14 protein-coding genes are annotated in these 20,294 nt (G+C 43.6%); 8 read left to right on the top strand and 6 right to left on the bottom strand.

The window, feature by feature from the left end; translation table 11 throughout:
• Window positions 1-72 precede the first annotated feature (72 nt).
• Window positions 73-2,355 carry a class 1a ribonucleoside-diphosphate reductase subunit alpha gene (gene nrdA / locus H2O73_RS14635; RefSeq protein WP_182109604.1) on the bottom strand — a complete coding sequence of 761 codons (2,283 nt, stop codon included), beginning with the start codon at window positions 2,353-2,355 and terminating at the stop codon, window positions 73-75.
• 455 nt (window positions 2,356-2,810) lie between these two features.
• Window positions 2,811-3,518, bottom strand: a complete 708-nt coding sequence (gene ubiG, locus H2O73_RS14630; RefSeq protein WP_182109621.1) for a bifunctional 2-polyprenyl-6-hydroxyphenol methylase/3-demethylubiquinol 3-O-methyltransferase UbiG — start codon at window positions 3,516-3,518, stop codon at window positions 2,811-2,813.
• 279 nt (window positions 3,519-3,797) lie between these two features.
• Here ubiG and gyrA point away from each other — a divergent pair, with 279 nt between their 5' ends.
• The 6 genes from gyrA to H2O73_RS14600 all read left to right on the top strand — a co-directional run bounded on the left by gyrA (window position 3,798) and on the right by H2O73_RS14600 (window position 12,218).
• The gene (gene gyrA, locus H2O73_RS14625) at window positions 3,798-6,449 is read left to right on the top strand and encodes a DNA topoisomerase (ATP-hydrolyzing) subunit A (protein ID WP_182109603.1); all 2,652 of its coding nucleotides are present in this window, start codon (window positions 3,798-3,800) and stop codon (window positions 6,447-6,449) included.
• Window positions 6,450-6,617: 168 nt separating this feature from the next.
• The gene (locus tag H2O73_RS14620; RefSeq protein WP_182109602.1) at window positions 6,618-7,247 is read left to right on the top strand and encodes a LysE family translocator; all 630 of its coding nucleotides are present in this window, start codon (window positions 6,618-6,620) and stop codon (window positions 7,245-7,247) included.
• 71 nt (window positions 7,248-7,318) lie between these two features.
• Window positions 7,319-7,576, top strand: a complete 258-nt coding sequence (locus H2O73_RS14615) for a hypothetical protein (protein ID WP_182109601.1) — start codon at window positions 7,319-7,321, stop codon at window positions 7,574-7,576.
• Between the two features lie 181 nt (window positions 7,577-7,757).
• Window positions 7,758-9,641, top strand: coding sequence for a methyl-accepting chemotaxis protein (locus tag H2O73_RS14610; RefSeq protein ID WP_182109600.1), 1,884 nt, complete (start codon window positions 7,758-7,760; stop codon window positions 9,639-9,641).
• A gap of 151 nt (window positions 9,642-9,792) precedes the next feature.
• Window positions 9,793-11,334 (top strand): YjjI family glycine radical enzyme, encoded by a 1,542-nt coding sequence (locus tag H2O73_RS14605; RefSeq protein WP_182109599.1) that lies wholly within the window; start codon window positions 9,793-9,795, stop codon window positions 11,332-11,334.
• Window positions 11,335-11,339: 5 nt separating this feature from the next.
• Window positions 11,340-12,218, top strand: coding sequence for a YjjW family glycine radical enzyme activase (locus tag H2O73_RS14600; RefSeq protein WP_182109598.1), 879 nt, complete (start codon window positions 11,340-11,342; stop codon window positions 12,216-12,218).
• A 5-nt stretch (window positions 12,219-12,223) separates the two neighbouring features.
• Here H2O73_RS14600 and H2O73_RS14595 read toward each other — a convergent pair whose 3' ends face one another.
• The 4 genes from H2O73_RS14595 to H2O73_RS14580 form a co-directional block, all read right to left on the bottom strand.
• Window positions 12,224-13,147 carry a LysR family transcriptional regulator gene (locus H2O73_RS14595; RefSeq protein WP_182109597.1) on the bottom strand — a complete coding sequence of 308 codons (924 nt, stop codon included), beginning with the start codon at window positions 13,145-13,147 and terminating at the stop codon, window positions 12,224-12,226.
• 132 nt (window positions 13,148-13,279) lie between these two features.
• The gene (locus H2O73_RS14590) at window positions 13,280-14,383 is read right to left on the bottom strand and encodes a phosphoribosylaminoimidazolesuccinocarboxamide synthase (protein WP_182109596.1); all 1,104 of its coding nucleotides are present in this window, start codon (window positions 14,381-14,383) and stop codon (window positions 13,280-13,282) included.
• Between the two features lie 231 nt (window positions 14,384-14,614).
• Entirely contained in the window at window positions 14,615-15,010 is a 396-nt protein-coding gene (locus H2O73_RS14585; protein ID WP_182109595.1) for a SulA-like leucine-rich domain-containing protein, read from the bottom strand.
• Between the two features lie 218 nt (window positions 15,011-15,228).
• Window positions 15,229-15,963 carry a glycerophosphodiester phosphodiesterase family protein gene (locus tag H2O73_RS14580; protein WP_182109594.1) on the bottom strand — a complete coding sequence of 245 codons (735 nt, stop codon included), beginning with the start codon at window positions 15,961-15,963 and terminating at the stop codon, window positions 15,229-15,231.
• Between the two features lie 558 nt (window positions 15,964-16,521).
• Here H2O73_RS14580 and H2O73_RS14575 point away from each other — a divergent pair.
• Window positions 16,522-17,493, top strand: coding sequence for a TAXI family TRAP transporter solute-binding subunit (locus tag H2O73_RS14575; RefSeq protein ID WP_182109593.1), 972 nt, complete (start codon window positions 16,522-16,524; stop codon window positions 17,491-17,493).
• A gap of 180 nt (window positions 17,494-17,673) precedes the next feature.
• Window positions 17,674-20,235, top strand: coding sequence for a TRAP transporter permease (locus H2O73_RS14570; RefSeq protein ID WP_438696068.1), 2,562 nt, complete (start codon window positions 17,674-17,676; stop codon window positions 20,233-20,235).
• Window positions 20,236-20,294 lie beyond the last annotated feature (59 nt).

Here is a 20,294-nt window from a genome sequence, read left to right as displayed (position 1 = left end):
TCCTTTTAAGCCTCTCGATACTCAAGAGGCAAATGTTCGTTAAAGAAAAATATTGTCGACTTAGGACCTAAATTAGATCTTACAACCGCCGCCTTCACAATCGTCATCAACGGGTTGAACCGCGTCTTTCTGATCGTCTTTCGCACCATCACGAGTGTTATGGTAGTAAAGCGTTTTCACGCCAAACTTGTATGCGGTTAGCAGGTCTTGAATCAGTTTCTTCATTGGCACTTTGCCACTTTCAAAGCTGCTCGGGTCGTAGTTGGTGTTCGCAGAGATAGCTTGATCGACAAACTTTTGCATAATACCGACTAGGTGCAAGTAACCATCGTTAGAACCGATGTCCCATAGCAACTCATAGTTGTCTTTGAGGTTAATGAAGTCAGGCACAACCTGTTTCAAAATACCGTCTTTCGATGCTTTCACTGATACATAACCACGTGGTGGCTCAATACCGTTTGTCGCATTCGAAATCTGTGAAGAGGTCTCAGAAGGCATCAATGCTGTTAGGGTAGAGTTACGTAGACCATGTTCCATGATCTCTTGGCGTAGCTCATCCCAATCATAATGAAGTTGTTCATCACAGATTCTATCAATGTCTTTCTTGTAAGTGTCGATTGGCAACAAGCCTTTCGCGTAGTTCGTTTCATTGAACAGCGGACACTTACCTTGCTCTTTCGCTAGCTCAACAGAGGCTTTCAATAGGTAGTATTGAATCGCTTCAAAGGTACGGTGAGTTAGACCGTTCGCACTGCCGTCTGAGTATTTCACGCCGTGCTTCGCTAGGTAGTAGGCGTAGTTGATCACACCCACACCCAAAGTGCGACGGTTCATGGTTGACTTGTACGCAGCCGGTAGTGGGTAGTCTTGGTAATCAAGTAGCGCATCAAGGGCACGAACCACAAGCTCAGACAACTCTTTTAGATCGTCAAGTTCTTTGATTGCACCAAGGTTGAATGCAGAAAGTGTACACAGTGCGATTTCACCTGAATCATCTTCTACATTAACCAGTGGTTTGGTTGGTAGAGCGATTTCTAAACATAGGTTTGATTGGCGAACTGGTGCGACTTCAGAATCAAATGGGCTGTGTGTGTTACAGTGATCCACGTTTTGAATGTAGATACGACCCGTTGAAGCGCGCTCTTGCATCAGCAAAGAGAACATTTCTATCGCTTTTACCGTCTCTTTCTTCACTGATGGATCGTTTTCGTATTTTACATACAAACGCTCGAACTCTGCTTGGTTCTCAAAGAACGCATCGTAAAGCCCTGGGACATCAGAAGGAGAAAATAGGGTGATGTTACCGCCTTCAACAAGACGTTGGTACATCAGCTTGTTTAGCTGAACGCCGTAGTCCATGTGACGAACACGGTTTTCTTCAACACCACGGTTGTTCTTAAGCACCATTAGTGAACGTGCTTCACCATGCCACATTGGGTAGAAAACAGTTGCAGCGCCACCGCGAACACCACCTTGAGAACAACATTTAACGGCTGTTTGGAAGTATTTGTAAAATGGGATACAACCTGTGTGGAATGCTTCACCACCACGGATTTCAGAGCCAAGTGCACGGATGCGACCTGCATTGATACCAATACCTGCGCGTTGTGAAACGTAACGTACAATTGAGCTTGCCGTCGCGTTGATTGAATCTAGGCTGTCACCACATTCGATCAGTACACATGAGCTGAACTGACGAGTAGGGGTACGTACACCAGACATGATTGGTGTCGGCAGAGAGATCTTGAACGTTGACGTCGCATCATAGAAGCGTTTGATGTAGTCAAGACGGGTCTCTTTCGGGTACTTAGCGAATAGGCACGCAGAAACCAGAATGTACAAGAACTGTGCACTTTCGTAGATTTCACCAGACACTCGGTTTTGAACGAAGTATTTACCTTCAAGCTGCTTAACTGCGGCGTATGAGAAGTCTAAATCACGGCTGTGCTGTAGGTAAGCGTCTAGCTCATCCAGCTCAGCTTTCGTGTAATCTTCAAGAATATGCTTGTCATACTTGCCCATGTCTACTAGACGAGACACGTGATCATACAGCGTTGGTGGCTCGTATTGACCGTACGCTTTTTTACGTAAATGGAATACCGCCAAGCGAGCTGACAGATATTGATAATCTGGTGTTTCTTCAGATATCAGATCAGCGGCAGACTTGATGATAGTCTCGTGGATGTCGGATGTAGTAATACCATCGTAAAACTGAATGTGAGCTCTTAGTTCTACTTGTGAGACCGATACGTTGTCTAGACCTTCAGCCGCCCATGTAATGACGCGGTGAATCTTCTCTAGATCAATGGTTTCTTTACGGCCATCACGCTTTGTGACAGTGAGTTGTTGTTTCATTCTGGTTCATTTCCCTAAGAAAACTGATGAAAGCCGTGTTTTAGTGTAATTGTTGTAAATTATAATTCGGCTTTGTGATCGAAATCTATCTGTATATTGTAGTGCAAACACAAGATATAGGGGTAATCTTGCCTGCGGATTACAAGATAGTGCTATCAAGTGGGATTTTCAAGTTCAAGATCTTGGAGTTCTTGTGGATAACTGGTAAATAAAAAAAAATCAGTAAGTGGATACTAACTGTTGAAATTAGGTGTGGCGTGACTGTAGGAAATTATGATTTTTGATTCGCTTTATTGTTAACCATGACGAAAAAAAAATCCCTTGATCTTAGACAAAAGTTGGAGATGGAATTGAGAGTGATTATTTTGGAATCGATCGCACGGAATTTATGCAAATTTAGTCAAAAAAGCGGTCGCAATGTGCGACCGCCTTGGAACGTTTGATTTGTGCTCAGCTTAGAATTTACGCGTGTGAACGATGTAATTCACATCAACATTACGTCCCAATTTATAACTATCGGTAAGAGGGTTGTAATGTAAGCCAGTAATACCGTATTCAATAAGATCAGTTTGATCGATCATTTTGATCATTTCCGAAGGGCGAATGAATTTTTCATGGTCGTGGGTCCCTTCTGGCACGATACGCAATAGCTTTTCAGCACCGACGATAGCAAATAAGTAAGACTTCAAGTTGCGGTTTAACGTTGAGAAAAAGACGTGACCACCTGGTTTCACTAATGCTGCACATGATTTGATGACAGAAAGTGGGTCAGGGACATGCTCAAGCATTTCCATACAGGTGACCACATCATAGTGCCCCGCATTTTCTGCGGCATGATCTTCAATGGTGCTACGAATGTAAGTTAACTTAGTACCGGTTTCCAAAGCGTGCAGTCGTGCGACTTCTAGTGGCTCTTTACCCATATCAAGCCCTGTGACAACGGCGCCTTCTTTTGCCATGCTTTCGGCAAGAATCCCACCGCCACATCCTACGTCGAGTACCGTTTTACCAAAAAGACCTTCCGCATTATCTAATACATAATTGAGGCGCAGTGGGTTTATTTGATGCAGAGGTTTAAATTCACCCTCTAGATCCCACCAACGTGAAGCCATTTCTTCAAACTTCTTGATCTCATTTGGATCTACATTCTGTGCTTTTGTCATCATCCATATATCTTGTTGGCAAACTTCGTTTGGCATTATAACGGGAAATGAGCCGCTCTCCATAGAGAATGCATCTTTTGTTAGGAATTGGCTAGAATATAACCAACTATCAGCGGGATATGTAAGTTGTGTGCAAATAGTCGGCAATTGATTCACAACGGACCTCACAACCTGATAAAAGGAGAGGGAAAGTGATGCCGAAGTGACTATTTCTATGTTATATTTTTGCACCTTACACGTATCGTATTTACGATCAGATAATAGAGGGATAATGGCTCTATGAGCGATTTAGCTAAAGAGATCACGCCCGTAAACATTGAAGACGAGCTTAGAGGTTCGTACCTAGACTACGCGATGTCAGTTATCGTGGGTCGTGCTCTTCCGGATGTGCGTGATGGCCTAAAACCAGTACACCGCCGCGTGCTTTACGCGATGAACGTACTAGGCAACGATTGGAACAAATCATATAAAAAATCTGCCCGTGTTGTTGGCGATGTAATCGGTAAATACCACCCGCATGGTGATAGTGCGGTTTACGATACTATCGTACGTATGGCTCAGCCATTCTCACTGCGTTACATGCTAGTAGACGGTCAAGGTAACTTTGGTTCGATCGACGGTGACTCAGCAGCAGCAATGCGTTATACCGAAGTTCGTATGGCGAAAATTGCGCACGAACTATTGGCTGACTTAGATAAAGAAACGGTAGATTACGTACCTAACTACGATGGTACAGAGCAGATTCCTGCGGTTCTGCCAACGAAAGTTCCTAACCTATTGGTTAACGGTTCATCCGGTATCGCAGTAGGTATGGCAACCAACATTCCACCTCACAACCTAGTTGAGGTCATTGATGGCTGTCTTGCTTACATCAATAATGAAGAAATCACTATTGATGAGTTGATGGAATACATTCCTGGTCCTGATTTCCCTACCGCAGCATTGATCAGCGGTCGTAAAGGCATTGTAGACGCGTACAAAACAGGTCGCGGTAAAATCTACATGCGTTCAAAAGCGGAAATTGAGGCAGACAAGAATGGTAAAGAAACCATTATTGTTACTGAAATTCCATACCAAGTGAACAAAGCTCGTGTGATTGAAAAGATTGCTGAGCTAGTGAAAGACAAGAAAGTAGAAGGCATCAGTGCGCTACGTGACGAATCTGATAAAGATGGTATGCGTATCGTAATTGAATGTAAGCGCGATGCAGTAGGCGAAGTGGTTCTTAATAACCTATACGCTCAAACACAGCTGCAAACGACTTTCGGTATCAACATGGTTGCCCTAGATAATGGTCAGCCTAAGCTATTCAACCTTAAAGAGATGTTGAAGTGCTTTGTTAACCACCGTCGTGAAGTTGTTACTCGTCGTACTATCTTCGAACTACGTAAAGCTCGTGAACGTGCACATATCCTTGAAGGTTTGGCTCTTGCACTAGCGAATATCGATGAAATCATCGAGTTGATTCGTCGTGCGCCAACACCAGCAGAAGCGAAAGCAGGTCTTATCGCTCGTGGTTGGGACCTTGGTAATGTAGCTGCAATGCTTGAACGCGCTGGTACAGATGCAGCTCGCCCTGAGTGGCTAGAAGCTGAATACGGTATCCGTGACGGTCAATACTTCCTCACTGAGCAACAAGCACAAGCCATTCTTGAATTGCGCCTACACCGTTTAACCGGTCTTGAGCATGAAAAGATTCTTGATGAATACAAAACACTACTAGAAGAAATTGCTGAGTTAATGCATATCCTTGCAAGCACTGAGCGTTTGATGGAAGTGATTCGTGAAGAACTTGAGTCTGTTCGTGATGGTTTCGGTGACGCTCGTCGTACTGAAATCACAGCTGCAAGCCATGATATCGATCTTGAAGAGCTAATTGCACGTGAAGACGTAGTGGTAACACTATCTCACGAAGGCTACGTTAAATACCAAATCTTAAGCGACTACGAAGCACAGCGTCGTGGCGGTAAAGGTAAGAGTGCAACTCGAATGAAAGATGAAGATTTCATCGAGCGTCTACTCGTTGCCAATACTCACGATAACATTCTTTGCTTCTCAACTCGTGGTAAGACTTACCGCTTGAAGGTATACCAATTGCCGCAAGCAAGCCGTACTGCACGTGGTAAGCCAATTGTTAACATTCTTCCACTGGAAGATGGTGAGCGTATTACCGCAATTCTACCTGTTTCTGAGTTCAGCGCTGACAAGTTTATCTTTATGGCGACGGGTGATGGTACGGTTAAGAAGACTTCTTTAGATCAATTCGCAAACGTACGTTCAAACGGTCTGATCGCTGTGAACCTTCGTGATGATGATGCGCTAATTGGCGTTGATATCACGGATGGTCAAAGTGACATCATGCTGTTCTCTAAAGCGGGTAAAGTAGTTCGCTTTAGTGAAGATAAAGTTCGTCCAATGGGTCGTACTGCTGCGGGTGTCCGTGGTATGAGATTGGCTGGCGAAGACCAAGTTGTGTCGTTGATTGTTCCTTCAAATGAAGGCGACATCTTAACAGTGACACAAAATGGTTACGGTAAGCGTACTGAACTTGCAGAGTACCCGACCAAAGGTCGTGCAACGCAAGGTGTTGTATCAATCAAAGTTTCAGAACGTAACGGTCCAGTCGTTGGTGCTGTTCAAGTTGAAGTCGGCGATGAAATGATGATGATCACTGACGCTGGTACACTAGTACGTACTCGCGTATCTGAAGTAAGCCAGGTTGGTCGTAATACTCAAGGTGTTACGTTAATCCGTACTGCAGAAGATGAATCAGTGGTTGGTCTACAGCGCATTGATGAGATTGAAGAAGTAGAATTGTTAGAAGAGGGTGAAGAAGGCGAAGTTGTTGCAACTGAAGCAACAGCGGAAACTGAAACTCCAGCTGAAAACGAAGCTGAAGCGGATGACTCATCAGAAGACTCTGCTGAATAACGCTTAATACTTGATATATAAAACCGAGCCTAGTGCTCGGTTTTTTTTGTCTATTTCCCGCGAAAGTTAGTGTTTTTCTAGACAAATGCCTTTATTTCTGTTGAATTGGTTGTGTTACAGGGAAGTTAACAAAATAAATTCACACAGTCAGCAAGGAGCTAGATGAGCATGAGTTTGGAAACTTGGGCGATCTATTTTATCGCGATATTAATACTAACCGCTTCACCGGGACCCAGTTCATTATTGTGCATGACCAAAGGAGTAACACAGGGTTTTAAAGTTGGATTATTCACGGCTTTAGGCAGTTTAACTGCTATTACGATTATTCTTACCTTATCATTTACTGGTCTAGGGTTAGTGATAGGCTCTTCAGAGTTGGTCTTTAATGTGATTAAGTATCTTGGTGCAGCTTATCTTATCTATTTAGGGCTACGTGCAATATTCTCAAAAGAAGAAGAATATCAATTGCAGCAAAGCCAGCAGCAAGATGCCTCGACACCGATTAAACACTATGTATCCGGTTTTATTGTCGGCAGCAGTAATCCGAAAGCGATTCTTTTCTTTACCGCACTTTTTCCTCAGTTTATAAGCCCAGAGCAGTCACTGCTTAGTCAATATCTTATTTTTACCTCAACCTTTATGGTTATGGAATTTTCATGGCTGGCGATTTATGCCTTACTAGGAGCAAAGTCATCCAACTGGTTGTTTGCTAAAGGTCGAGCTAAGATTTTTAATCGCGTGTCTGGTGGGGTATTTATCGGCGCAGGGACGATTCTTTCTACCGCTTCAAAAGCATAAGTGCCTCGCAACGTATATTCGTTACCTTTGTTATATTCGCTTTATCAATATAACAAAGGTAGGAGCATTTTATGCCTGATGGGCAAATGACAGAAATGGCAACCAGTGCCTATTTAGGCGGTTTGATCTTTTTACTTTTAACTTATCCTTTTGCATTGGTCGTGGTGCAAATGTGTTGTTACGCTGATGTCACTAAGAAAAAATACACCAATTATTTAAATGTTGTTATTGGTCTGGCATTTATCATTCTGTTGGTTTTGCACTTAAGAACAGAAGTTGTTTATGGACAAGAATTGCTCAATTGGTTGGAAAATAAACCCTCTAAATAGCCACGGCATAATTTAAGTCCATGCTGAGATAATATTTTATTAAATTTGATTCATATTGGTCGGTTTTTAAATAATCGTTTATTGATTTGATTATATAAATTTGACTTAAATTATCGTGCATCTATATATTTTTGTAGCTAGTATTCGCACACTGTATTTCTGCATTGCTACAAAGCTCATCATGAACCTCTCATTAAAACAAAAACTCATTGGCTCAAGCCTGTTAGCCGTCATCCTAATGGCAGGAGCGCTAACTTGGCTTTCTGCCGATCAACTTTATCAACAAACTCGAAATGGTATGTACGCGAGAGCGGAAAGTCTTTCGAATACTGCCGCGATTGGTATTTCTGACTGGATAGCAGTGAGAGAAGATATCGCATCAGCTTTCAATGGTTATGCGACTCAACCTGATGTTGTCCCTTTCTTACAGCAGGCCCGTATCGCTGGTGGTTTTGACGATATCTTTTTAGGCACGCCTGCGGGTGATATGTATCGTTCGCACCCAGAGCGTCATCGTGCTGATTATGATCCACGAACTCGCCCTTGGTACCAAGATGCGACAAGAGCGGGTAAACAAGTGATTACCCCTGTGTATAAAGATGCAATTACTGGTTCTTTATTGGTGACTATTGCTGAACCTATCCGCAAAAATGGTCAGCTTTTTGGTGTCGTGGGTGCTGATGTTCTGATTGACCAATTGATTAGTGACGTGATCAATCTAGATGCCGGTAAGAATGCCTATGCAATGCTGATCGATAAGCAAACCGGTACTTTCCTTGCTCACCCTGATAACAATATGCTGCTTAAGCCTATCACGGCATTGTCTCAACAATTAACCATGAATGTGGTTGATTCTTATTCGAAAGATGGAAGTATCAAAATTGTTGAGCGCCAAGGTGTAGAAAAACTGTTTTATTTCAAGCAAGTACCAAACACGAATTGGATATTCGCGATTGAAATGGACCGCGATACTGAGCAAGCCGGACACACTTTTTTGCTTACTGAATTATTGCTAACGGCTGCCATCATTACATTGTTAGTGGGTGTTGCGGTTTCATGGTTAGTAAGCTTTTTGTTCCGCGATCTTGTGCGCGTTTCAAAAGCACTTGATGAGATTGCTTCTGGCGAAGCTGATCTGACTCAACGCTTGGTGCCAAACAGTCATGATGAAGTGGGTCGCTTGGCGATAAGCTTCAATACTTTTGTCGGTAATATGCATGAAATGGTGTCGAAATTGAGCCTAGTTTCCGCTTCATTGAGTGAGCAGGCAACGGCGACGGCACAACAAGCGGATGAGCGTAGTGCGCGTATTCGTGCGCAGCAAGACGAAATTAACATGGTAGCAACAGCTGTAAACCAGATGGCGGCAGCGACTCAAGAAATAGCAGGCAATGCCGACAACACGGCTCAACATTCATCTCAAGCAGTTGATGTCTGTGTTCACGGTGGTGAACAAGTTGTTCAAACACAGTCTTCAATTCAAAATCTTGCAAGAGAAGTGGAAGTTGCAACGCATGTTATTCAAGAACTGGAAGCACATGGCCACAGTATCAATACTATTTTGTCTACCATTCAAGGTATTGCCGAGCAAACAAACCTACTGGCATTGAATGCGGCGATTGAAGCTGCGCGAGCGGGTGAACAAGGACGAGGATTTGCTGTTGTTGCGGATGAGGTTCGAGTATTAAGCCAACGTACTCACTCTTCAACTCAAGAAATCCAGCAAATGATTGAAACGTTGCAAGCGACTACATTGAAAGCGGTCGGCATCATGGGAGACAGCCGCCAACTGGCTGATACCAGCGTGGTTGACTCCGATTCGGCGGCAGTGAGTTTGACGCAAATTCAAAAGGCTGTTGAAGCAATCAGCGATATGGCAATGCAAATTGCTTCCGCGGCGGAAGAGCAAGCATCTGTTACGGCTGAAATTACACGCAATACTGTTGGCATTCGCGACGTTTCTCTAGAGCTTGCAACGGAAGCAACGGATGCCGCGCAACAAGCGACTCAGCTTTCTCAGCTTTCCTATGAACTTGAAAATGAAATTAATCGCTTCAAGCTATAATTGGTAAACTGACCCTCCAATCAAAGCTCGGATCTTCCGAGCTTTTTTGTCTTTCCTATTTTCCATTTTGGAAAAATGTCTTTCATCTAATTTCAATTGTGGACATCGATAAAGCAACATAAAATCCTTAAAAATAATAAGGAATTACACCATGTCCAACTCTCTCGATACATTCCAACAGCGTATTCACGATATCGTGACCGATGCCAATCTGAACCCAAAGCAGAAATGTCAATTTCTAGCGTCGGAAGCCGAAGCAAACTTGCCATATATGCCAATTTCGGACGAGGTGAGACAAGCGATGGAAGAGGGCATGCTGTGTGACATGTTTGAAGGTCACGCCCCTTTTAAGCCTCGTTATGTTCTGCCTGACTACGCGAAATTCTTACAACAAGGTTCAGAATATTTAGAGCTTGAATCCGCGCAAGATTTTGATGATGCATTGAATCTACTAACGATCATTTATCATCATGTTCCTTCCGTTACCAATATCCCAGTTTACCTAGGTCAACTTGATGATGTGTTAATGCCATATGTTGGTGAGCTCTCTGAACAAGAGATTTACACCAAACTAAAACGCTTCTGGATCATGCTGGACCGCACATTGCCGGATGCCTTTATGCATGTGAATATTGGTCCGCAAGACAACATCATTTGTCGTACAATTTTAAAAGTAGATGCTGAGCTAAAGCAGATCGCACCTAACTTAACCTTTATGTACGACCCTGCAATCACACCGGACGATTTGTTACTGCAAGCGACGACTAATATTTGTGAATGCAGCAAGCCACATATTGCTAACTACCCAGTTCATGCGCAAAGCTATGGCGACAAAAAGTTTGGTATCGTCAGTTGCTATAACTCATTGCCTCTAGCTGGTGGCGCAAACACATTAGTTCGTATGAACTTAAAGCAAGTTGCGAGCAAAGCAGAGAATACGCAAGATTTCCTCAATAATGTGTTGCCACATTACAGCGCATTGATGATCAACCTCATTGATGCACGTAGTAGCCATCTTCATGAGCAATCAAATTTCTTTAAAGGCTTTTTGACTCAAGAAGGACTGCTTGAAGAGTCCCGTTTTGCGCCAATGTTTGGTATTTATGGTATGGCTGAAGCGGTACATATCCTGCTGGAGAAAGAGGGTAACTCTGCACAATACGGTCATGCTGCTGAAGCGAATGAACTTGGTCATGTCATTTCAGCTAAGTTGGCTGAGATTGTAGAAAGTTCGCCAGTGAAATACGGTTTGGAAGGTCGCTCTTTGTTGCATGCTCAGGGTGGCATCAATATCGATGAAGCAGTCACTCCGGGTGTACGTATTCCTTACGGAACGGAACCTGATCCAGTGACTTATGTTCAAGCGACTGCTGGTCATCACCAATACTACAAGTCGGGTATTAGTGACATTCTTACCATTGATGAAACAGTGAAATCGAATCCACAAGCAATGTTTAACCTTTGTAAAGGTGCGCTGGGCTTAGGTTATCGTGAGTTTTCTGCCAATGTTGCATCAAACGATTTGATTCGAGTGACTGGCTACATGGTGAAGCTGTCTGATATTGCGAAATTTGCCGAGCAAGGTTCACGGACTAATACCACCTTCTTGGGCGCGGGTGCTGCAGAAAATACGGGTATTCTTGAGCGTGCACCGCGTGTAGTCAGTTTGGAAATGGCTCCAACGTATAAGTAGTGATGATGAGTGTTGTTTCTGAAAAGCGTGCAATTATAAGCCGAATTCTAAACTTCTCTTGTGTTGATGGACCAGGCAATCGCCTGGTCATTTTCTTGCAAGGTTGTAACTTCAACTGCATCAGTTGTCACAACCCACATACCATCAATCACTGTGATCATTGCGGTGATTGTGTGGCTGGTTGCCCGGCTCAAGCTCTGTCGATCAATCAGCAGCAGAAGGTTGTATGGGATGAAAGTCTTTGTACTCAGTGCGACCAATGCTTGGACACTTGCCCTAAAAGCTCGAGCCCTAAAGTCCGTCATTACACGGTTAGTGATGTGATGGCGTTGATCCGCAAGCAGCACCTATTTTTAAGCGGTGTTACCGTCTCCGGCGGGGAAGCTACGCTGCAGTTGCCGTTTATTGTTGACCTGTTTAAAGCGATTAAATCGGATGCTGAACTAAACCACTTGAGCTGCTTTATCGACAGCAATGGTTATTTAGCCGAAAGTGGTTGGCAAAGGGTATTACCCTATTTAGATGGGGCGATGATCGATCTAAAGTCTTGGCAAAATGAAACGCATCAATGGTTGGTGGGGCGAGACAATCACCGTGTGATTGAGTCTATACGGTTGTTGGCAGCACAAGATAAGCTCTATGAGCTGCGCTTACTGCACATCCCAGGTAAGAGTGATCTTGATGACGAGGTTGATGCGATCGCAACTTTGATTAACCGCTTACCGACAAGCGTAATTGTACGTTTAAATGCTTTTCAACATCATGGCGTGGTGGGTGAAGCACTGAATTGGTCGAAATGTACAGAGCGACAAATAGAAGAATTTCATCAATCACTTAGTGGGAAAATTACCAATTCCATCGTGCTTCCTAGCGTTTACCTCTAGTGCGATTAATTGCTGTTGTTACCAGAAATTAACTGTGAATAGAGCCATTGAAGGGCGGGATCGTTAAGACTCGCCTCATTCCATACTAAACTGTACGCGACTTTGCCATATTCAAATGGCAATGGTTTTTGTACCAAGCCGTGTGCCTGCAATGCCTGATTTGCCCACATTTTTGAACAGGTGAGCAAGTAGTTAGATTGATGGCATAACACCGCCGCCGAACCAAAATCCGCAACGGAAATCGCCACATTACGGCTGCCATGTTGTTGTTTCAGATTTTGCTCAAAATAAGGTTCAGACAAATCTTTGTCATGAATGCCGATGTGTTGATAGCTCAAGTACGCTTTAATTGTCAGATCTTGATCCACTAATGGGTGCTGTGGATTCATTAAGCACACCATCTCATCACTTAAAATTTGTTCCCAGACCAGTTCACGGCTTTTTGTTGGTGGTTGGCTGATGTCATGGGGGAGTAGCATAAAGTCCACTTGCCCACGAATAAGCGCATCAAAACTCATCTGTTCTTTGGCGTACACCTTAATTTGATTGGCAGTGGGTAGCTTTGCACAGATCTGGCTAATCTTGGTCGCGAATAATTCAAATGTACTTTCGCGCATCGAGAGTGAAACAGAACCGGTGAAGCTATCAGGTTTGAAATCCCCTTGATGAAGAATACCGTTCATACTGGCGAGAATTTTGTGTATCTGCGGTGCAATGCCTAAAGCAAAAGGAGTGGGAACCAATTGTGAGCCATCACGATAGAAAAGCTCATCATTGAGTTGCTCACGCAGTTGGCTAATGGTTTTGCTTACGCTGGACGCCGTCACACAAAGTGTATTCGCTGTTTGTGTAACACTGTGCGTGCTCAGCATCACATGCAAAACGGTTAAGTGCTTTAAGCTAATGCGGGAAAGAGCGAGAAAATCCATGGCGATCGGTTCGATAAATTGGTGCAGTAAGCGATAGTATCTCTTACTGGTAAATTGTCGATCAATTTCATTGGCGTAAAATAAAAAACGCCCAACTACCTGAGCGTTTTTTACATTTCTATTCGCGAGTGGTTAGTCAATCAAGCCATAGTGAGCACCAAGAATATCAATGATCTCTTGTTTTGGATTGTCACTCAGTGTGATCGGACGACCAGTCACTTTCTCGGCGATTGCAGTATAAGTATTAGATACGCTCATAAGTGCATCTAACGGAAGTGCATTATCGCGCGCTAAGGCTTCACGCTCTGGCATGCGCTCTTTATTCAACAGAATGTCAGGGTCAGGGAAATGGTTGAGCAAGAACTGACGGAAACCTTCTTTCGAATTCTCTACGATACTACCTTGCAGGTAAGCTTGTTGATCCCAAATTCGAGATGAATCAGGTGTGCCCACTTCATCCATGTAGATCAGTTTTTCACGACCAGAAGCATCTGTAACGTAACCAAACTCGAACTTAGTATCGACAAAGATTTGATCGACGTCAGCTAGCGCGTTGCTGATCACATTGAAGCCTTGTTTAAGTAAGGTTTCGTACACAGCAATATCATCTGCTGAAGAAAAGTTAAATGCTGCGTAGTTTTCTTCAATGTTGCTGCGACTAATGTTTACATCATCGGCTTCAGGTACCCCTGGAATGCCTTTTAGAATGCCTTTGGTTGAAGGTGTCATTAGCAGATCAGGCAGTTGCTTATCTTTTTCTAAACCTTCAGGAAGCTCAATACCACAGAAGTCACGCTCGCCCTTGCTATATGCGCGCCACATAGAACCTGTGATGTACTTACGGCAGATAGCTTCGATCATGATTGGTTTGGCTTTTTGCACAATCCAAACCAATGGGTGAGGGATATCAAGAATATGGCTATCTGCTAGACCATTTTTCTTAAATAAATCAAACCAGTGATTGGAGATAGCATTCAGTGCTGCGCCTTTACCAGGGACGCCTTTTAAACCGCCTTCACCATGCCAAATACAATCGAAGGCTGAAATACGATCGCTGATCACCATGATAGCGAGCGGGGCATTTGGCGCAACGTCGTAACCTTTTTCCTTGATTAGACGTTGGCTGTCTTCTTCGGTTAGCCAATAAACGGAACGAACTTTGCCACTATGAACGGGTTTATTGGTGCGAATAGGGAGATCGTCGTTAACGGCGAGGACTTGATCTGCGAGACTCATGAGACATTCCTATCGTTTACATAAAAATGAGTAGTGCGATTTGAAAGCATCATACCAGAATTGAGATTGGCTTCCAGATAAAAAGCAAACGTTTGCGTATTTTTTATGAGGCGTGCTTGTGATGATTGAAAATTTAAAAAACACAATGGGTGTCCGGTGGAGTCGAGAAGAAAAAAGAAAGCCCCTTAATCAAAAAGGGGCAAAAGACAGTGCTGGATTCTGTTGAACTTATTAATGGAACTGATTCGCTCTGCCTTCAACAAAAAATACTTCGCAGCCATGGCTTATTGCAAGTTCATGTAGTAATGATTGGTTTACACAGTCAATCTGAGTCGTGGCAACGACTGCACTAGCATTACCTGATTTGATCGCTTTGATGACGATTTCAAGCTCTGACTGTGAGTTAGACGATTTAAGTTGGATAATTTTTTGGCAGCTAACATTTGATGCAGCAAACTGCGAGTAATCTGGGCGTGGACACTCCGCGGTAAAAAAGATCCATTGTTTTTGCATAGAAAGACCGGCAAGACGATTCAACACAGTGTCGTTAATATTCATTGGCTGAGTTGGTTGAGCCAAAACATTGTACTTAGAGAAAGTGCGACTTTGAGTTTGTGAATAAATCATGATTACTGTCCTTTTATACATGCTGTATGGTTATACAGTAGTTATTTTATCAGTAATGGTCAAGTACTTTGTGTGAATATTAAGCGTATTTGACGTGTTGAATAGATGTGTGATTATTAACCTTATGATATTTAAAGGTATTTATTTTGGGAAGGCAGCGGGGGGAACCAGAGCTTTGGCAAGGCTTTACTCTGGTTGTGTACAGTATGGTTTAGGCTTTATACAGTAGTTTTACTGTTAGGTGTGGTGAGAAAGCGTTGAGGATAGTCACTAAAAATAGCGTCTACATGCTGTAAATCTCTTAACTGATTTGGGTTGTTCACGGTAAAACACCACACCTGATAGCCTGACTTTTGTAGCTTTGCTATTTGATGGCTATTTGTGTGTTTGGCGTTTAAGTTACACGCCACAGCATCGATTTCTTCCAATAGTTGCCACGCTTTTTTATCCAGTTTTTCACTTAGAACCGCGATGGGGTAGTTCAGTTTTGCACGGTGCACTTCTCGTAAGGTGGCGTGGTCAAAGCTTGAGATAAGGATTCTACTTTTTGCTATGTGGTGGCGTTCTAACTGTGTTTTCAATTCGCTCACTACTTCTGTATATCGGTCAGTATCAATTTTTACTTCGATGTTTAAACCAATATCCAGTGGTGCAATTAGCTCAAGCAGTTGTGACAAGCTCATTATCGGTTGAAAGCTAAATTGAGGTGCGAACCAGCCACCAAAATCGAATTGTTGAAGCTCTTCTAGCGTGTATTGGTCAACGCGTCCGAAGCCATTACTACAGCGATCGATAGTATGGTCATGGCAAACGACAAGTTGTTTATCTTTGGTCGGTTGAATGTCGACTTCAATCCAACTCAGTCCCATCTTGATGGCTGCTTGAACACTGACGAGTGTATTTTCCGGGTATAACCCGGCGACTCCGCGATGTCCCACAATGGTGAGTGCCATTGCTCTTCCTCTTATTATATTTTTATTAACGCTATTTTAGCTTCAACTTGAGCTGCAAGGTATCGCAAAATTCACCATTGCTGTACAGCGAAAGGTTCATTTAATCACTTCACGAGCTCTATGCGTTTTAGCGTGCTACGTAGATAGCTTGAGAAATAGCCTTTGATCAACATCCGGCAATGGAGAGCGCTTCTGTTCGAAATGCCCCGCCAAAACATGAGGTTATCGAAAATTCACCCTGTCATTTTAGTATTTTCTAAAATGCTAATTTTTTAGTCATTCTTATATTGTGAGAAATGTTGTTATTTTGCTGTTTATCACTTTGTTGGTGTCTGTGTTAATTTTTTTAAGCGCTGACATTAAATTTGAAATAGTTTTAATCAACATAAAAAATATATCGGCATATTTATTCAAGTGTTGTTGCTGGTATTTGTTAGTGCATTGGTTAAATGGCTTTTTATTGCAAGGTATTGCGCGCGTGTTGGTTTCTAACACAGATTGTGGATATTGACTTTGCTGCGCATAGAACGGCAGTGGCATTTTATAAGGGAATTGGTCATGAAAGGATTAACGCTAGTCTCAATGTGTGCTCTAGCATTTGGTGGTATCTCATTGAGTGAGAATGTAGTTGCTTCGGATAAATTTATCACTATAGGAACAGGGGGACAAACCGGAGTCTATTACGTTGCTGGGCAATCAATCTGTCGATTTGTAAATCGTGGTGCTGATGAACATAGTATTAAGTGCAACGCGCCAGCAAGTGGTGGTGGTGTTGCTAACGTGAATGGTTTACGTAGTGGTGAATATAATTTCGGCATCATGCAGTCAGATCACCAATACAAAGCACTCGTAGGGGTAGCTCCATTCCAAAATAGCCAACCGATGGAAAACATTCGTGCGGTTTTCTCTTTGCAAAGCGAAGTCTTCACGATTCTTGCGCGCAAAGATGCCAATGTTGCTCACCTTGATGATTTGCAAGGTAAGCGGGTCAATATTGGTAATCCGGGCTCAGGGCAGCGAGATACCTTTGAGCAAATAATGAAGGTTAAGGGTTGGGAACCATCAGTATTTAGCTTAGTTTCAGATTTAAAGCCAGCTGAACAAGCATCAGCGATGAGTGATAATAACATTGATGCTATGAGTTATTTTGTCGGTCACCCTAATGGTGCAATTCAAGAAGCATCAACCACGACAGACGCGGTACTGGTTGCTGTAACAGGACCTGAAATTGACCAGTTGCTCGCAGACAAAGCCTACTTTACTAAAGCGGTGATTCCGGGAGGAATGTATCGAGGTAATCCAGACGACACACCTTCAATCGGTGGTAAAGCGGTGTTGTCTACCACGGCTGATACCGATCCAGAGTTGGTCTATCAGTTAGTAAAGTCAGTGTTCGATAACATTGACCGTTTTAAGCGTCTTCACCCTGCCTTTAAAGATCTCCAACAGAGTGAAATGATTGAAGTGGGGCTATCGGCACCCCTACATGAAGGCGCGGTTCGTTATTACAAAGAACGCGGTTGGCTGTAAGCTTTTATAAAACAGCACCTCTCATCTGTTCGAATGATAATACTGGATGAGAAAGTTGAATGGCAAAGCACGGTGACGCGTGCTTTCTAAAGTTCTATGTTTTCCTTTTCTTCTAAGCCTTACATGGGTTCCTTGAGTAGGGTTTGATTTTTAATTTCGAGAATTATTATGGACAAACCGATGTCTGCAACTGCAGCTCCGACGTCGGCTGAAGAGTTGATCGCTCAGGATGTTGGCGCTCGTCTACCTGGTGGGGTGATGGAGAAATCCATTGCGCTACTGGCATTATTTTGGTCACTATTTCAACTTTGGATTGCATCACCGTTACCTTTTATTATCGGTTTTGGCGTGATGAATGATACAGAGACAAGAGCAATCCATTTAGGTTTTGCGTTGTTATTAGCCTTTTTAGTTTTTCCAGCGTTTAAGCGTTCTCCAAGAGATAGAGTGCCAGCGACAGACATGATTCTGGGTTTGGTTGCTTGCGCGTCATCCCTCTATTTGTTTGTGCTGTATGAACAATTGGCTACTCGTCCGGGCATTTTAACCATTGGCGACTTTACCACTGCATTGATTGGTTTACCGCTACTACTAGAGGCGGCGCGCCGTGTGCTAGGTCCAGCGTTACCATTGATCGCACTGGCATTTGTTGGCTATAGCCTTGCAGGACCATGGATGCCAGGTCTGTTGTCGCACCGTGGTGTTCAACTTGAAGCTTTGGCAAACCACCAGTGGATCACCACCGAAGGGGTGTTCGGCATTGCGCTAGGGGTTTCAACTAGCTTTGTGTTTTTGTTTGTTCTTTTTGGCGCATTACTAGAACGAGCGGGAGCAGGACACTACTTTATTCAGCTGGCGTTTAGTTTGTTAGGGCACCTTAGAGGGGGACCAGCAAAAGCGGCTGTGGTTGCTTCGGGTTTAACCGGTCTAATTTCAGGTTCATCGATCGCTAACGTAGTCACTACAGGTACGTTTACTATTCCAATGATGCGGAAAGTAGGCTTTAGCGCAGAGAAAGCTGGCGCTGTAGAGGTGGCATCGTCGGTTAATGGGCAAATTATGCCACCGGTGATGGGGGCTGCCGCATTTTTAATGGTGGAGTATGTCGGTATTCCTTACGTTGAAATCATCAAGCATGCTTTTTTACCGGCGGCAATATCATACATCGCACTGCTTTATATCGTTCATTTAGAGGCGCTTAAACTCGGTATGCAGCCTCTGGAAACCGTGCAATCCAAACCATGGTTATTACGTTTAACGGGCTTTGCTTTTGGTGTTGCTCTAGTGAGCGGCATTTCCTTGTTGGTCTATTACGGTTTAAGTTGGCTCAAGCCCATACTCGGTGATTACACCCTGCAAGGTGTCGCAGTGTTGTTAGCGCTGGTTTATATAGGGTTATTAAAAATCGCCGCAAGTAATGAACCTTTGGCGCAAGAAAACCCAGATAAGCCTCTTGACCAATTACCCGAGACTCGACAAGTGTTACTCTCTGGATTGCACTATTTGCTGCCAGTGGTGGTATTGGTCTGGTGTTTGATGGTTGAACGTTTGTCGCCGGGTCTCTCAGCATTTTGGGGAACGGTGATTTTGGTCATCATTCTGTTGACCCAGCGTCCACTACTTAATTGGCTACGAAAAGATGGCAGGCACGATTATGGCAACATTCAAGATGGTGTAATCGACCTACGTGAAGGTCTAGTCGCGGGTGCGCGCAACATGATCGGTATCGGCATCGCAACAGCGACGGCGGGTATTATTGTTGGTGCAGTTTCTCAAACCGGTGTTGGTTTGGTGTTAGCGGATTTGGTGGAAATGCTCTCGATGGGCAACTTGGTACTGATGCTTCTTCTGACAGCAGTATTGAGCTTGATTTTGGGCATGGGTTTACCAACGACAGCTAACTACATTGTTGTGTCGAGCTTGCTAGCTCCAGTTATTGTGACACTTGGTGAGCAACATGGTTTGATCGTACCGTTAGTCGCTGTGCATCTGTTCGTGTTCTATTTCGGTATTATGGCCGATGTGACCCCTCCGGTTGGTCTGGCTTCATTTGCGGCTGCCGCGGTGTCGAAAGGCGACCCAATAAAGACCGGCATAACCGCCTTTTATTACAGCTTACGCACTGCCGCGCTGCCATTTCTATTTATCTTTAATACCGATTTACTGTTGATTGATGTCGATTGGGCGCATGGGATTGCCATTTTTATTGTATCGACCATTGCTATGTTGATATTTGCCGCCGCGACACAAGGTTGGTTTCTAACCCGTAACAAATGGTATGAAGGGATATTGTTACTGTTGGTCGCCTTTACTCTGTTCCGACCGGGCTACTGGGTAGATCAAGTCATTGAACCTTATCAATCGAGTAATCCTGCACAGCTAGCACAAACTCTAGAATCGTTAGAGCAGGGTAGTGTGCTTAGAATGCGAATTAGTGGGGAAGATAGTGTCGGTAAAATGCGAGATTTCTCGGTGTTATTCGAAGTTCCGCATGGTAGTAGTGGTCAAGATAGGCTTGACGCATTGGGTATTGCAACTTATCAGCAAGGCGAGCAGACATTGATTGATGTCGTTAGTTTTGCTAGCCCAGCAGAGGCAGTTGGTCTTCAGTTCGACCAGCAAATAGTTGATGTCAGAATTCCAGTAGAGCGTTTTCGTAAAGAGTGGATGTGGATACCTGCATTATTGTTGTTTGTTGGGGTTGTGATGATGCAGCGTATGCGGATAAAACGAACGCAATAATTCAGCGAATTGACATTCAAAGTGAGAATAAAACAGAAACCCGGCAATTGTCGGGTTTT

It is taken from the genome of Vibrio marinisediminis (genome assembly GCF_014050145.1).
Lineage (GTDB): Bacteria > Pseudomonadota > Gammaproteobacteria > Enterobacterales > Vibrionaceae > Vibrio > Vibrio marinisediminis.
The sequence above is the reverse complement of the archived record's forward strand: the minus strand, read 5'-3'. Positions and strand labels throughout refer to the sequence as shown.